Source organism: Amycolatopsis heterodermiae (assembly GCF_034929455.1).
In the GTDB taxonomy this organism is placed as follows: Bacteria; Actinomycetota; Actinomycetes; order Mycobacteriales; family Pseudonocardiaceae; genus Amycolatopsis; species Amycolatopsis heterodermiae.
On the sequence record NZ_JAYFSI010000018.1, the window covers coordinates 114,633 to 129,919 of the forward strand.

Sequence of the window (15,287 nt, forward strand, 5' to 3'; positions counted from 1 at the left end):
CTTGTCGATGCGGTCCCGGTCGCACCGGGACCTCGTCCGGTCACGCCGCGCGGGCCTGGCCGTCCACGTGGTGGTAGCCGCCGCCGTAGAACACGAGGGCGTGCTCGGCCGTGCCGCGCCCGGTGGTGACCACCCGGCCGAGGAAGATCGAGTGGTCACCGCCTTCGAGCACCTGGGTGAGCTCGCATTCGACCCACGCCAGCACGCCGGTGAGCAGCGGCGCGCCGGTCTTCGCGCCCGGGGTGTAGCCCACGGACTCGAACTGGGCCATGCCGTCCGGGCGCCGCCAGTCGGCGAAGTACTCGGACAGGCGCTGCTGGTCCGCCGCCAGGAAGTTCACCGCGAACGAGCCCGCGGTGACGATCGAGGAGTGCATCCGGGCCGCCTTGGACACGCAGCACAGCACGAGCGGCGGGTCCAGCGACACCGACGAGAACGCGTTCGCGGTCATCCCGTGCGCGTCGTCACCGCCGGCGGTGAGGACCGTGACGCCCGTCGCGAACTGCCCCATCACCTGGCGCAGGGCCGGCTGCGGCGAAAGCGCGCGGTGGGTCTTCGACTTCGCCAGCCGTTGCAGCGGACGCCGCTCGACGGGGTTCGCTCCTGGAGAGCCCACTGGTCACGCTCCCTTGCCGTTGCGTGCCGACGCCGTCGTGTAGGGCGCCAGCGCCTCCAGCAGCGCCTCGGGCACCCGCACCGGCACGGTCGCGGAGTTGGGCCCGCGCATGCACGCGATCCGCTGCCGCCCGCGCGCCACCAGCCGCTCGCCGTCCGGGTGCAGGTGCACGTAGTCGAACGTGAACTGCAGCTGCGTCTGGGTCAGCTCCTCCAGGCGCATCCGGATGGACAGCTCGTCGAACCCGGTGATCTCCGCGAAGAACTCGCACTCGACCCGGAGCGTGTAGAGCTTCAGGTCGCCGCGGATGTCCTCCAGGACCGCCGGGGCCCGCTCCACGAGGAACATCTCCCGGCAGCGCCCCTGCCACCGCACGTAGTTGACGTAGTAGACGTTGCCCACCATGTTGGTCTCTTCGAAGCCGACCGTGTGGCGGATCTCGTAGTAGCCGGTCATGCTCGGTTCCCCTCTGCGTGGAGGACGGCGAAGACCACCGGGTCCGGCCGGTCGTCGATGGTGGTCGACCAGGTGGCGATCAGGGCGTCGCCGCAGGCGAGCAGGGCCCACCCGTCGGCCTCGACCCGGCGCACGGTGAGTGCCTGGGTCATCTCGCCGGTCTTGCGCACGCACTCCAGCGCGCTCCAGACCCGGGTGTTGGCCACCGTGACCGCTTCGCCGGTGTCCGCGGCGAGGAGCTTGCCGACGGCGACGAGCTCTTCGCCCAGGAGCCCGGCCCAGTCCTCTTCGGTCCGTTCGACCGCGGTCTCGACGTCGCACGTGAGCTGCCCGCTGCCGGTGATGGCCAGCGTCAGCTGCGAGGTGTGCGATGCCGTCACCTCGAAGCCGTCGAGCTCCGGCTTGCCGTCCGGGCGGTAGCGGATCTCGACCGGGCGGTCGAGGCTGCGGCCCGCGGCCAGCGCGGTCTGCGCCCGCCGTTCGGCGATGCCCTCCACCGCGCGGTCCGCCGGGTCCGGCTCGACGACGACGGCCCGGGTGCCGCCGAGCAGCCGTTCGCACGCACGCTCGAGGTAGGACCCGAGCATCGACGGGACCCAGGGGCCCGCGCCGTCGCGCTTGCGCACCGCCCGCAGCTGCAGGCCTTCCCACCGCTCGACCAGGGTGCCGTCCGGGTTGCGGACGTCGAGGTCGTAGAGGTAGCTGTCGCCGTCCTGGGACCGCTCACGCGCGTCGAGCAGGACGTACTCGTCGTGCTGCTCGCCCGGTGCGGCCAGGTAGAGCTTCTCGATGCTCTGCGGCAGCAGGGTCGCGTCCGGGACGCAGCACTGGATCGCGTGCATCATCGCGTCCCGGGTGCCCGGGTCGGCCAGGAGCCGGTCCTGCGGCAGGAAGGGCGCGAACCACGAGACGTTCGCGGTGGTCGCGATCTCGGCGACGGCGTGCCGGGCACTGGCCCGGCGGTAGCCGACGACCCGCTGGAACCGCTTGCCCTGGAACAGGACCGAGCCGTAGAGCTCGTGGATCGGGTCCACCGGCACGGCCGGCAGCGCGACGGTCCGCGGCGCCACTTCGCCGAGCACCTCCGGGCGGGCGAAGTTCAGGCGGGCCCGGAAGTGGTCCGCGCTGAAGCCGGTTTCCTCACTGCGGACCACGACGTCCACGGTCTCGCCGTCCCGCGCGAGCGCGGCCAGCCGGATCGTGGTCGACTTGCCCGGCGAGACGATGATCGGCCGGAGGAACTCGACGTCCTCGAGCACCGGCGTGCCGCCGCGCCCGAGGGTCGCCGTCGCGACCTGGGTCATCGCCTCCATGCCCAGCACGGCCGGGAAGAGCAGCTGGCCGTCGAGCAGGTGGTCGGTCAGGTACGGGTCACTGCCCGCGGACAGCTCCGCCTCGGTGATCAGCTCGACCCCCGGGTAGTGCACTACCGTCCGGTCGATGAACCGGGTCAGCGGCAGCTCGCGCCGCTGGATCGGCAGCGTGGGCAGGCCGTTCATCCGGCCGCAGACGACGAGCACCGGCGGCGCGGCCGGGTCGGCGAGCAGGCGGCGCAGGATGGCGATGCCCTCGTCGAGCGGGATCGGCGTGATGCCGTCGCGCATCAGGGCGCTGACCACACCGAGCTTCTCGCCCATGCCCGTGCCCGACCAGACCGACCACTCCAGGGCGAACACCCGCGCCTGCGGGTGCTCCCGGCCGAAGCGCAGGGTCGCCTCGGTCATCCAGTCGTTCGCCGTGGAGTAGTGCGCCTCACCGCGCAGGCCGGCGCGGCCGATGATGCTGCCGAAGGTGATCAGCAGCTTGACGCGGTCCTTGTCGATCGCGTCGAGCACGGTGTTCAGGCCGTCGATCTTCGGCGCGAGCGTCTTGCGGAAGGCGTCCTCGGTCAGGCTGAACAGCGCGGCCGGCTCGTTGCGGCCCGCGCCGTGCAGGACCGCGGTGACCGGGCCGAGGTCGGCCTGGATCCGGGCGACGGCCTCGGCGATGGCCGTGGCGTCGGTGACGTCGGCCCGCTCGTAGCGGTGGCGGATGCCCGCCGCCTCCATGCGGTCGAGGTTCTCCGCCAGCTCGGTGTCCTCTTCGGGGTCACTGCGCCCGAGGAGGGCCAGCTTCGCGCCGGAGTCCTTCGCCATCGCCAGCGCGCTTTCCGCCGTGATGCCCTTGCCACCACCGGTGACCAGCAGGACGTCGGAGCTGTCGAGCGTGTCCGCCCTCGGCTCGGACGGCGCCGCCGGGATCCCGACCAGCCGCGGCACCGTGCGGGCGCCTTCGGCGTCGTAACGGGCTTCGATGAAGTCCGTCGTCGCGGCGACCTCGGCGACGACCGTCTTCACCGCGGCCGCGATCGACTCCGGCTCGGCCGGGGACGGGTCGGCCAGGTCGACGATCGTGGTCTTCGCCGACGGGTCCTCCAGCCGCAGCGTCTTCGCCAGGCCGGAAGCGCCGTAACCGTGGTGCACCACGACGAACCGCGTGCCGTTGGGCGCCGACATGAGCGCCCGGCCCGCGTCGAGGAACAGCCCGACGTGGCTCTCGTCGCAGTCGGCGGGCAGGCACAGCAGCACCCCGTCACCGGCGCCGCTGCGGGCGAGCGCGCTCCGCAGCGGCTCGGCCAGCGGGTGCCCCGCCGTCGCGAAGGCCTGCCACTGCGTGGCCGCCTCGCCCGTGGCGACGTCCGCCGGCGGGCGGGCCGCCGGCAGGTACTCGACAGCGAACGGCCGGACCCACGGCCCGATGCCGGGCGCCTCGCCCTTGCCGGCGGCGTCGGCCGGCTTGGCCGTCTGCGCCAGCTCGTCGATCATCTCGGCGAGCTCGCCGAGGCAGACCGTCGCGAAGTTCGGCATCCCTTCGAGCGCGGGACGCCCCAGTGCCCGGGTGACGTCGTTGACCAGCTGCCCGACCGTGATGGAGGACAGGTGCAGGTCGTCGAGCGGGTGCGTGTCGGCGGTGACCGCCTCCAGCGGCAGCTCGACCCGTTCGGCCGCGAGCTTGCGCAGCAGGTCGAGCGTGCTGCTGCCGGTGTCGGCCGTCTCGGACGCGTCGGCCTGGGCCCGCTCGGCCGCGACCTCCGCGGCGAGCTCGGCGTCGATCGCCGGTGCCTCTTCACACGGGCTGGCCAGGAACCGGAAGACCCCGTCGGCCGGCAGGTCCCGGACCACGCGGCCGGCGAACAGCTGCTCCAGGCCGACCGGCGCGCCCAGCGCGAACGCCGCGCCGAGCACCCGCAGGACGCCGGCGAGGGAGCCGTTGTCCGTGTCGAGCGCCAGCACCGGGGTGCCCGGGGCGATCTCCTCGAACAGGCCGGTGAGCACCCGGCCGGGGCCGACCTCGATCACGAGGTCGCTGCGCTCGGCGACCTTCGCCGCCGCCTCGCGGAACCGGACGGGCAGCACGATCTGCTCGCGCAGCAGCTCCGGCAGGTTCTCCGCGGCGTGCAGGACGTCGCCGGTCACCGTGGAGACCACCGGACGCTCGAGCCGCGCGAAGTCGAATTCGCCGAGCCGCTCGATCATCGCGGTCGCGGCGGGCTCGACCTCCGGCGAGTGGAACGCGTGCGACACCTTGATCCGCGCCGCGCCCACGCCCTGGGCCTTCGCCTGGGCGACCACGCGGTCGACCGCGGCGACCGGCCCGGAGATCACCGTCTGCTGGGGTGCGTTGTACCCGGCGATGACGACGTCGGTGCCCAGGCCGAGCTCCTCGGTCCGGCCGGGCGAGGCGACGATGCTCGCCATCGCGCCCGTGCCGGGGCCGACCTCGGTGGCCATCACGCGGCCGCGGATCTTCGCGAGCTGCAGCACCTCGCGCTCACCGACCGCGCCGGCCCAGTGCAGGGCGGTCAGCTCGCCGAGGCTGTGCCCGGTCGCCGTGCTCGCTTCGACGCCGAAGGAGCGCAGGACGCGCAGCCCGGCGAGCGATCCGGTGACGATCCGCGGCTGCGCCACGTCGGTGGCGACCTGGTCGCCGGCCGCCGGCAGCCCGGCCGCGTCGTGGATCTCGGCGGCCACGCTGAACCGGCGGCGCAGCGCGCTGTCGCCACCCCGGCCCGAACCCTGGCCGGGGAACAGGAACCCGATCTTGGGCTCGGCCGGACGCGAGCTGCAGAAGATCCCGTCGACGCCCTCGAACACCGAGCCGTCTTCTTCGAGCAGCTCCAGCAGCTTGGTCAGCTTGCGCTCGGCCTGCTCCGGGTTCGCCGCGACGACCGCGGCCCGCACCGGCTTGCCCGACAGCTCACCGGCGAGCGCGCCGGCCAGGTCGGTCAGCTCGGCGAAGGACAGCTTCGGCACCGTCTCGAGCAGCGCCGCGAGGCGGCCGCGCAGCGAGGCGACGTCGTCGGCGTCGAACAGCAGGATCTCGGCGTCCTGACGGCCGGCGACCAGGCTGCGGGAGCGCTCGTCGAGCTCCGCGCGCCGGGCCGCGTTGGGGGCCTCGGACACCGTGATGTGCGAGTTGATGCCGCCGAAGCCCATCGCGGACACGCCGGCCCGTACCGGCTGGTCCGACGGCCACAGCCCGGCGTCGCTCGGCACGTACATCCGCGCGGAGTCGCCGACCAGCGACTCGTGCGGGTCGAAGTGGCCGGTGGCCGGCGGGATCACCTGGTGGTACACGGCCAGGGTCGCCTTGATCAGCCCGGCGACGCCGGCGGCGGCCTTGGTGTGCCCGATGTTGCCCTTGATCGTGGACAGCGCCGCCGGCTTGGCCAGCGGGTCCGCGTCGCGGCGGGCGGTGGAGAGCGCCTCGATCTCGGTGGCGTCGCCGAGCGCGGTGCCGGTGCCGTGACCCTCGAAGTAGGAAACGGTTTCGACGCCGTAGCCGGCGCGGGTGTAGGCGCGCTTCAGCGCGAGCCGGTGCCCCGCCGCCTCGGGCCGCGTGATGCCGCCCTTGCCGTCGGACGAGACGCCCCAGCCGGCGACCGAGGCGTAGATCCGCTTGCCCTGCTCGATCGCGTCGCTCTCGCGCATCAGGACGAGCATGCCCGAGCCCTCGCCGGGCCAGAAGCCGTTGGAGTCGGCGTCGTAGACCTTCATGTCCCGCTTGGCGAGCGCGCCGGTCTTCGCGAAGCCGATCACCTCGAACGGGTCGATCGACAGGTCGACGCCGCCGGCGACGGCGACGTCGAGGTCGCCCTGCACCAGCGCGTTGGCCGCGCTGACCACCGACAGCAGGGACGACGAGCAGGCGCCGTCCACGGTGTAGCCGCCACCGGCGAAGTCGAAGTGGTTGCAGACGCGCCCGGCGATGGTGTTCGCCAGGCCGCCGGCCAGGGTGTCCTCGTTGATCTCCGGGAACGGCGACTTGTACTGGACCTCCAGCTCCCGCAGGAAGTCCCCGGTCTCCTGGTCGCCCCAGCCGCGCTCGCTCAGCGCCGCGGCGACGGTGCGCCGGACGTAGGGCCAGCGCAGCCGCAGGACGTTGGCGCGGGAGAACTCACCGGTGAGGCTGTTGCCGACGACCACGCCGGTGGCCGTCTTCGGCGCGCCTTCCCCCTCGGGGAACCCGGCGTCGGCCAGCGCCGCCGCGGCGACGTCGAGGGCGAGCCAGTGCGTCGTGTCGGTGGACCGGAACGTGCTGCCGGCCACCTTGTGGGCGACCCGGTCGAACTCGTAGTCCCGCAGCACCGCGGCCTTCTGCGCGTAGAAACGGTCCGGTGCCTTGGGGTCGGGCGAGTAGTAGTCCGCCCGGTTCATCCGCTCATCGGGCAGCGTCCGGAACGCCCGGCGACCGGCCAGCACGTTCTCCCAGAGCTCCTCCGGTGAACCTGCGTCCGGGTACCGGAGACCGATACCCACGATCGAAATCCGCTCACCGCTCATGCCACCGCACTCCCACTGGATCTCGTGCCCCGATAACCGGTCCGGTCCAGCATCACCCGGCCTGCCGGTTGTGTCTTCTTTCTGCATGCCCGCGGCCTCACAGGCCGCACGCAGCGACAATCCGCACTCAAGTCCACAGTGGACAGAAGCACGCTCAGCCGTCGAACTGACCCGGCGTCCGGCCTTCGCCGGCCGGGCCGCGGTACGCCTGCGCGATGTCGAGCCACTGGTCGGCCAGCGCGCCCTCGGCCCGCAGGCCCAGGTCGTCGCGGTGCCGGCGGCGGGTCACGAGCAGGCAGAAGTCCTCCGCGCCGCCGGTGATCCGCTCCGGCGAGTCCTCCGGCCCGAACGCCCACAGCGCGCCCGAGGGACCGGTGATCTCGAACCGGAACTCGGTCTCCGGCGGGGTGAGGCCGTTCGCCTCGTAGCCGAAGTCGCGGACGCGGACGGCGAACCCGACGAGGTGGCGCAGCCGGTCGGTGCGCACCGGGCGCACGCCGAGCGCGTCGGCGATGTCCTGGCCGTGCCCGAACAGCTCCATCATCCCGGCGCACGCCAGGATGTAGGGCGGCAGCGGGTTCACCAGCCACGGCACGAGCTGGTCGCCCGGGACCGCGGACAGCGCCTTGATCGAGTTGTCCCGGTCGGCGCGCCACTTCGTCAGCAGCACCTCCGCCGGGTCGTGCTCGAACTCCTTGAGCGCGGCGTTGACGGCCACGTCGAGCCCGCCGGTGAGCGACTTCGTCATCGCGACGAAGGCTTCCGGCTGCGCGGCGGCCAGGCCGGCGATGCGGAGGATGAAGGTGAGGTGGGCGATCTGCTGGCGGACCCGCCAGCCCGGCGCGGGCGTCGGGGTCTCCCATTCGGCTTCGGTGAGGCCGGCCACGAGCGCGTCGACCTCGGCGGCCTCGGCGGTCAGGTCGGCGAGCACACCCGTCGTGTCAGTCACTTTGTCCTGTCCTCTCGTTGGGCCGGCTCAACTGCCCGCCACCAGATCCAGCTTGGAAACCGCGCGGCGGCCGGTGATCGAGCCGTCGGGCGCCGGGGCGCCGTAGGTGACCTCGACTCCGCGGGCGGCCAGCGCGCGGACGATGCCGGGCACGGCCCGCTCGGCCAGCGCGGCGATCGTCATGGCGGGGTTCACCGTCAGCGCACCCGGCACCGAGGCGCTGTCGGTGACGAAGATGCCCGCGTGGTCGCGCAGTTCGTGGTTCGGGTGCAGCGCCGAGGTCGCCGGGTCGTCACCGATGCGGCAGGAGGCCAGCGGGTGCACGGTGTACGCGCCGACGACGTCGTTGGTCCACGGCGCGACCTTCGCCATGCCGTCCTTCTCGATGATCGCCTTGCAGTCCGCGTCCGCCAGGGCCCAGCCGCGCCGGGTGTTCGGCGTCGGGTCGTAGCGCAGCGACCCGCGGCCCAGCATCTGCTGCGAGATGCGGTAGGCGTTGCCGGTGGGCGGCGGGGTGCCGAAGACGCCCTCGTTGTCGTCCTCGGTCATCAGGAAGATCGTCAGCCAGTTGGACCACTGCTTGAGGATCTCCTTCTTCTCCGCGCCGAACCACCGCGGCTCCTCGCCGCCGGGCGCCTGCGCGAGGATGGTGCCGAGGCCGGGCGGGAAGTACAGCTGCTCGAGGGAGTACCGCTCGTACTCGGGCAGCGAGCCGTCGAGCTTGTCCCAGTTCGCCACCGTCGGGCCCTTGCCGATGTGGTTGGCCGCGTAGACCGCACCGTCCTCACGGGACAGTCCGAGCACCTCGCGCACCCGGTCCTCGTCGATGATCGCGGTGTTGAGCCGCTCGCCGTTGCCGGAGAAGTACCGGCCGACGGCGTGCGGCATCGTGCCCAGCGCCGCTTCGGACCGCTGCAGGATCACCGGCGTCGCACCGGCGCCGGCGGCGATGATGACGATCTTCGCCTCGATCACCCCGGAGCCGGTGTGCACCCGGTAGTCCTCTTCGTCGATCAGGTCGTAGTGGACGCGGTAGTCACCGGTCTCGGTCCGCTCCAGCCGCTCGACCTCGTGCAGCGGCCGGATCTTCGCGCCGTGCGACAGCGCCGCGGGCAGGTAGTTCGTCAGCATCGACCGCTTCGCGTCGAACCGGCAGCCCGCCATCATGAAGTTGCAGTTGACGCACTTGTCGTTGTCCACCGCCACCGGGGCCGGGTTCGCCGTCCGGCCCGAGTGGTCGCAGGCCGCGGCCCACAGCCCGCCCGCGTACGAAACGTCGTTCCAGTCCTGCTGGGACACCGGGATCGACTCGGACACCCGGTCGTACCAGGGTTCCAGCGTGTCCCGGCTGAGCACGGACGGCCACATGCGGCGCCCGATGCTGCCGTGGCGGTCGAAGACGAACTTCGGCGCCCGCGGCATCGCCGCGAAGTAGACGACGCTGCCGCCGCCGACGCAGTTGCCGCCGAGGATGCTCATCCCGTCACCCGCGACGAAGTCGAACGCCCGGGTGTAGGACGAGCCGAGGGCGTAGTCGTGCTCGACCTCGTCCGCGGCCAGCCACGGCCCGCGTTCGAGCACGACCACCTTCGCCCCGCCCGCGGCGAGGTGGTACGCCGGGATGGAGCCGCCGAAGCCGCTGCCGACGATGACGACGTCGGTCTTTTCGATTGCATTTCGGGGGTTCCGGGTGGCGGAGCCCCCGGCCCGGGGCGAAGCCCCGGATGTCTCAGCCGCGCTCATGCGGGACTCCCGGAGGGCGTCGTGTCGGGGTGGGGTTCGGCCAGCTTGCGGCCGTAGGAGAACTTCGGGAACCGCCAGAACCCGTCCTCGTCCGGCGGCCGGTAGCCCAGGGCCAGCAGCCCCGGGTGCCCGTCCCGGATGGCCTGGGCGGTGGGCAGGTGGGCGGCGCTGTCGAAGGCCATGTTGCAGAACATCGCCAGGCTCACCCACCCGTCCTTCTCCGGGTGGCCGGGCTTGGTCAGCCGGGTCACCAGCGCCCGCCGGTGCTCGTACGGGAGCGCCACGAACGGCGGGACGTCGGAGTCGATCTCCAGCTCGACCTCCCCGGCGTAGGACTTCGCGTGGTCGTTGAGCGACTGCGCGAGGTACGGCAGGCCGGCGGTGATGCCGGTGGCTTCCCAGCTGATCAGGTCCAGCGCACCCGCCGCCACCGCGCCCGGCCCCGGCGAAGCGCCGGCCACCGCGCGATCCTCCGGGAACCGCTTCTCACCCGGCACGATCGTGTCGGCGTACGCCTCCAGGGTCAGGACCCTGTCCTCTTCTTCGCCTGCCACCGGCCTGCCTCCTCAGCAAACTGTCCCAAGTAGAGCGTTACTGCCTCGTACGGGTCACGCCGCGAGCGGCTTCTCCTCGCCCGCGGCGGCGATCACCGGCGGGGCCGGCTTCTCCGCCAGCTCGGCCTTCTCGGCCTGCTCGGCCTCGAACTTGATCCGCGCCTTGTTCGAGAAGTGCAGGCCCCACAGGAACATCCCGCGGATCAGGCACACCGAAGCGGTGGCGAAGAACAGGCCGTAGGCGATGTGCGCGGCGGTGAAGAACCCGTACATCATCGCGATCCCGCCACCGAAGGCGAACTGGGAGAACGGCTTCGACGGCGAGGTGCCCGGGTCGGTCACCATGTAGTTCGTGTAGAGCACGAACGCGATCCCGGTCCCCATGGCCAGCGCGCCGGGGATGGCCGTGCCGAACAGCACCCCGCGGAGCACCGCTTGGACGACGAAGAACGACAGCCAGCCCGCGATCAGGAACATCCGGCCGGTCAGCAGCGAGTTGAGCACCGTGCCCGAGATCAGGATGATCGCCACGATCAGCCAGCCGATCCAGGTGTCGACCTTCTCCGAGAAGTGGTACGGCGGAGTCATGTTGACCCACGGGAACACCAGCAACATGATGGTGATGCCGAAGTTCGACGGGTTCATGTAGTGGCGCATCCGGCCGAACACCGGCGCCTGTAGCACCCACTTGGCCCCGACCGCGACGACGACACCGAAGATCATCGCCCAGATGTGGTCGTTGACGTAGGTCAGCATGTTCAGCGCCAGCGCGGTGATGTGCGCCGGGAACAGGAACTCCACCAGGCCCCGGAACCCGTTGCCGCGGAACCGGACGTCGCGGTGGGTGACCCTCGCGTTGAGGATCTCCAGCCCGATCTCCGTGGTGTACGCGGTCAGCAACGCGACGAACGGGTACAGCCACGGCTGCTCGAACCCGAGCACGGTGTAGCCGAGGATGTTGAAGATCGTGATCGAGATGGCGAAGCGGCGCAGGGCCGTGATGACCTTGTTGGTCCGCTTCGGCGGTGCAGTGTCCACTTTGGTCGTTATGGGCGTCACCATGACGTCACATCTCTTCCTTCGCCTGGGTCCCGAGCTGGTACATGTGGCAGCCCGGCATGAGCTTCAGGTCCTGCGTGCGCAGCTGCCCGGTGCGGTCCCGCCACTGCAGGTGCACGTCCAGCGGGCCGGTGACGTTCTCGCCCAGCCCGATCTGCACGTCGAAGCTGCGGCGGCCGGCGTGGCCGCTGCTGCCGTCGACGCGGCCCACGTACTTCTTGCCGTCCGCCGTGGTGACGGTGGCCTCGGCGCCGATCGCCGGCGAACCGGCGGAGGGCAGCGGGCCCGGCGCCACGGGGGCGTCCGTGCTCAGCTTGAGCTGCAGGAACTTCCCGGTCTTCGGGCTGTCGTTGTGGTAGAAGACCGGCTGCTCCCACTGCCGCGCGACCGCGAACTCGGGCAGGCCGTCACCGTCCGCGTCGCCGACGCCGATGCCACGGGTGGGCACCGGGACGGCCAGGCCGAGCTTCGGCGCGAGGTCGACGTAGGTGCCGTCCGAGCGCTTCACGAAGAAGTGCAGCGTCTGGTCACCGGCGAGGTCGTCCCCCGGCCGGGCGTTGGGCCACCAGAACGGGTTGGACGTCATGCCGTCGTTGGCCACCGCCAGCTCCTGCAGCTGCGGCCAGCGGTTGACCTGGCCCTTGATGAACCCGGTCGCCTGGGCGATCTGGACGTCACCGCTGTTGTTGAAGTCCTCGATCTTCGGGTCCCAGCCCCAGCCGGACCACGCCGTGCGCGTGTCGCCGCTTTCGTCGTGGAACGGGGCCACGCCCTTCTGCAGCTGCTGCTTCAGGTCGGTGAGGTCCTTGGCGGTGTTGACGAACTGGTAGTTCGACTCTTCGACACCCCACGAGGTCGTGATGTTGCTGACGAAGATGTCGTACAGCCCGTCGTGGTTGAAGTCGCCGAAGTCGACGCCCATGCCCTTGAACGAGTCGTTCCCGAGCACCTTCGACTTCGGGTCGGTGACCCCGCGGACCCCGGTGACCTCGCCGAACTCGATGGCGCCCGGCTTGGACTTGTTGTACAGCAGGTGGTCGTGCCCGAAGTCGTTGGCGATGTAGAGCTCCGGCAGGCCGTCGGCGTCGATGTCGGTGGCGCTGGCGCCCAGCGACCACCCGGTGCGGGCGTTGGCCGGGATGGCCGTCGACGAGTCCACGAAGGACACCGTCGGTTTCGTGCCCGCGGTGGCGCCGGTCCAGCGGTAGATGAACTTGCCACCGCCGTTCGTCGCGTGCGACATCGACTGGTTCATCGTGATGCCGCCGTCGGCGTTCGGGTCCAGGACCTTGCTGTCCGGGAAGTAGTTGCCGATGAAGACGTCCACGTGCCCGTCGCCGTCGAAGTCGCCGATGGTGGCCGCGTTGGTGTTCCACAGCGGGCCGTTGTACTTCCCGTCGGGTCCCCGCAGGTTGCCCGGCACCAGCTCGGCCGGCTGGTAGGCCGCCGGGCTCAGCTTGGTGGCGCCGGCCTTCTGCAGGAACACGACCGGGGTGCGGCCCCAGTAGTAGACCAGGACGTCCATCCGGCCGTCTTCGTTGAAGTCGCCGGGGACGCAGCCCATCGGGGCCATGTAGTCCCACGTCGGCAGCGGGGCCGGGTCGAGGGCGAACGGCGCGTAGCGGTCCTGGCCCTGGCCCGGCGTCGGGGTCACGACGACCTGGTCGCTGCGCGGGTCGACCAGGCAGATGTCGTTGGCCAGGCCGTCACCGTCGAGGTCGTTCATCGCGATGGCGGCACCGGTCGAGGACATCCAGGCCGAGATGTGCTCGTACTGCTTGTTCAGCGTGCGCACGTTCTGCGACTTCGCCGCCGCCGGCAGCGCGATCGTCATCGGGGTGAAATGGAACTTGCCCGCCAGCTGGTCCTGCTCGGCGGCCGAGACGTTCGGCAGGCGAGCGACGAAGAACATCGTCAGCACCAGCGCGATCGCCACGATGCCCGCCAGCTGCCGGCGCAGCCAGCGCAAGGTCGCGGTCATTGGTTCACTCCTCCACGGGTCAGCACTTCGCCGGCGATCCGCTGCCGCCAGGTTTCGAACGCCGGGAGCTCGCCGTCGACGACCTCCGCCGGGCGCACCTCCTGGGTGATCGCCGCCGCACGTTCGGCCGGCAGCCCGCAGATCGCCCGCGTGGCGACCTCGGTCTCGGGGATCAGCAGGCCCGCGCGCACCCGGGCGTCGGCCGCGAAGGCGCTGCCCTGGGCGAGCTGCCCGCGGTGCTCACCCGCGCGGCGGGCGAGCTCGGTCAGCTCGGCCTCGTCGACCCCGCACGCGTAGGTCGAGGCGAGGCCGATCCCGGCGTACAGGTCGCCGTGGCGCGCCGGGTCGAACTCGGCGACAGTCTTCGTCACCAGGTCGACGTCGGTGCCGCAGATGAACCACAGCGCCCGGCCGATGCCCTGGTCCATCGCCCGCAGCGCGTAACCGCTGTACTCCTTGGCGGGCCAGGGGAAGTCGCGCTCCTGGTACTGCTGCCGGACGTACTTCTCGGTCTTGAAGTACGCCTGGTGGAAGCCGTAGCCGTCGAGCACCAGCCAGCGCAGCAGCGGGTCGAACCGCTCCGCCTTCGGCCAGGCGAACCGCGGCAGCCGCGCCATCGCCCAGCCGACGCCGACCAGGACGATGTAGTTCTGCAGCGCCCCGCCCGGGTTCGCGAGGAAGTCGTCGACGTGCTTGCGGCCCCCGAAGGGCAGGCCGTCGAGCATCGCGTAGCCCATTCCCGCGCCCTCGTAGGCGAATCCGCGGAACTGGACCGGGATGCGGCTCAGCCATTCCTCGCACTGGGCGGGGTTCCGGGCTTCCACGGCGTGCGCGTAGCCGAGCAGGAACTTCTGCCCGACCGTCTCCAGCAATTCCTGAGCCTGCGGGCTCTTCTTGTGGAAACCACGTTTGTCCAGCGACGTCTCGGAGACGTCCGGTGTGAGGATCCGGCGCCTCAACGCGCGCCAACTGTCGCCCAACGCACTTCCCCCTTCAGGGTTGTGGTTTCGTACTGTGCTCGTTCCACGGTCACAGATTTCGTACCGGTCGGTCTACTCCACGTTTGCCGCCGCCCGCGGGCGAAATCCGCACGTCAGCCCGCTGCGCGGCGCGCTTCCGGCCGGAACTCCGTGCGGATGCGCTCGCGCCAGAGCTCGTACTGCGGAACGGGACCGTTGTCGTCGCTCTCCGCGGCCTCGGTCCGGTCGGAGACGGCCTGCAGCCCCTGCACCGAAAGGTCGGTGAGGACGCCGGCGGCGAGGTGGGTGTGCGCGGGCACGTGGCCCGCGTACGTCCGGCCCTTGACCGCGAACACGACACCCAGCGCGAGCTGGTCGTAGTACTCCCCGGAAGCCCGGCGCAGCTGCGCGAGCCCGCGCTGGTCGGCGCCGCCGGCGAACGTCGAGGCGAGGCCGACGCCGCTCCACAGGTCCGCCCGCCGGTGCTCGGCGAACCGGCCGACCGCCGCGGCCACGGCGTCCGGTTTCCCGCCGTGCATGAACCACAGCGCCCGCCCGACCCCCTGGTCGAACGCCCGGGGGAAGTACTCCGGGCGGCCCGCCCACGGGTAGGGCACCGGCTCGGCCTGCTCCCCCACCCACTTCTCGGTGTCGAAGTAGGCGCGGTCGAAGCCGTAACCGTCGACGGCGAGCCAGCTCATCACCGGGTGGTAGGGCTCTCCGGTCAGCTCGGGCAGGATGTTCTTCCACAGTGGACGCGGCAGCCGCGCCATCGCGAAGCCGATCCCGATGTAGGTCAGGAAGATGTGCGGGCGCCCCGGCCCTTCCAGCAGCTCGCGGGTGCGGTCGCGGCGCCCGCCCGGCATGACGTCGAGGATGGTGTAGCCCATCGTCGCGCCTTCGTAGGCGAACCCGCGCTGCTCGGGCTCGACGAGCGCGAGGCGCCGTTCGATCTCCCAGAGGGAGGCGCCCTCGATGGCCCATTCGAACCCGCACACCACCGCCTGCGGCACCGCCTCCAGCCGGGCCGTCGCGTCGGTGTGCGTCACGGGGAAGCCGCGTTCGGCGAAGCCGACCGAGGCGATCGAAGGGGCGAGAAAACGCTTACGGAGGACACCGATCAAGGTGGACATCGTCGTGTGATCCTT

The 15,287-nt window shown here is 71.4% G+C and carries 10 protein-coding genes; all 10 read right to left on the reverse strand.

Going from position 1 to position 15,287, the window contains the following annotated elements:
- Nucleotides 1–40: 40 nt before the first annotated feature.
- Nucleotides 41–616, reverse strand: coding sequence for a flavin reductase family protein (locus VA596_RS46035; RefSeq protein WP_410171987.1), 576 nt, complete (start codon nt 614–616; stop codon nt 41–43).
- A 3-nt stretch (nt 617–619) separates the two neighbouring features.
- Nucleotides 620–1,072, reverse strand: coding sequence for an acyl-CoA thioesterase (locus tag VA596_RS46040; protein ID WP_323336586.1), 453 nt, complete (start codon nt 1,070–1,072; stop codon nt 620–622).
- On the reverse strand, nt 1,069–6,894 hold the full coding sequence (locus tag VA596_RS46045; protein WP_323336588.1) for a type I polyketide synthase: 5,826 nt from the start codon (nt 6,892–6,894) through the stop codon (nt 1,069–1,071). Before VA596_RS46045 ends, VA596_RS46040 begins: the two co-directional genes overlap by 4 nt.
- 154 nt (nt 6,895–7,048) lie before the next feature.
- On the reverse strand, nt 7,049–7,843 hold the full coding sequence (locus VA596_RS46050; protein ID WP_323336590.1) for a TIGR03084 family metal-binding protein: 795 nt from the start codon (nt 7,841–7,843) through the stop codon (nt 7,049–7,051).
- A gap of 27 nt (nt 7,844–7,870) precedes the next feature.
- Entirely contained in the window at nt 7,871–9,586 is a 1,716-nt protein-coding gene (locus VA596_RS46055) for a GMC family oxidoreductase (RefSeq protein ID WP_323336592.1), read from the reverse strand.
- The gene (locus VA596_RS46060; RefSeq protein ID WP_323336594.1) at nt 9,583–10,140 is read right to left on the reverse strand and encodes a DUF5987 family protein; all 558 of its coding nucleotides are present in this window, start codon (nt 10,138–10,140) and stop codon (nt 9,583–9,585) included. Before VA596_RS46060 ends, VA596_RS46055 begins: the two co-directional genes overlap by 4 nt.
- Nucleotides 10,141–10,194: 54 nt before the next feature.
- Nucleotides 10,195–11,202: an enediyne biosynthesis protein gene (locus VA596_RS46065; protein ID WP_323336596.1), complete on the reverse strand. Its 1,008-nt coding sequence runs from the start codon at nt 11,200–11,202 to the stop codon at nt 10,195–10,197.
- 4 nt (nt 11,203–11,206) lie between these two features.
- Complete coding sequence (locus VA596_RS46070) at nt 11,207–13,180, reverse strand: CRTAC1 family protein (protein ID WP_323336598.1); 1,974 nt, start codon at nt 13,178–13,180, stop codon at nt 11,207–11,209.
- On the reverse strand, nt 13,177–14,160 hold the full coding sequence (locus tag VA596_RS46075) for a DUF1702 family protein (RefSeq protein WP_323336600.1): 984 nt from the start codon (nt 14,158–14,160) through the stop codon (nt 13,177–13,179). Before VA596_RS46075 ends, VA596_RS46070 begins: the two co-directional genes overlap by 4 nt.
- 113 nt (nt 14,161–14,273) lie before the next feature.
- Nucleotides 14,274–15,272 carry a DUF1702 family protein gene (locus tag VA596_RS46080; RefSeq protein ID WP_323336602.1) on the reverse strand — a complete coding sequence of 333 codons (999 nt, stop codon included), beginning with the start codon at nt 15,270–15,272 and terminating at the stop codon, nt 14,274–14,276.
- Nucleotides 15,273–15,287: the final 15 nt, after the last annotated feature.

Coding starts and splice junctions, on each gene's coding strand:
- VA596_RS46040 (WP_323336586.1), bottom strand. CDS start 1,072: ATGACCGGCTACTACGAGATCCGCCACACGGTCGGCTTCGAAGAGACC.
- VA596_RS46045 (WP_323336588.1), bottom strand. CDS start 6,894: ATGAGCGGTGAGCGGATTTCGATCGTGGGTATCGGTCTCCGGTACCCG.
- VA596_RS46055 (WP_323336592.1), bottom strand. CDS start 9,586: ATGAGCGCGGCTGAGACATCCGGGGCTTCGCCCCGGGCCGGGGGCTCC.
- VA596_RS46065 (WP_323336596.1), bottom strand. CDS start 11,202: ATGGTGACGCCCATAACGACCAAAGTGGACACTGCACCGCCGAAGCGG.
- VA596_RS46070 (WP_323336598.1), bottom strand. CDS start 13,180: ATGACCGCGACCTTGCGCTGGCTGCGCCGGCAGCTGGCGGGCATCGTG.
- VA596_RS46080 (WP_323336602.1), bottom strand. CDS start 15,272: ATGTCCACCTTGATCGGTGTCCTCCGTAAGCGTTTTCTCGCCCCTTCG.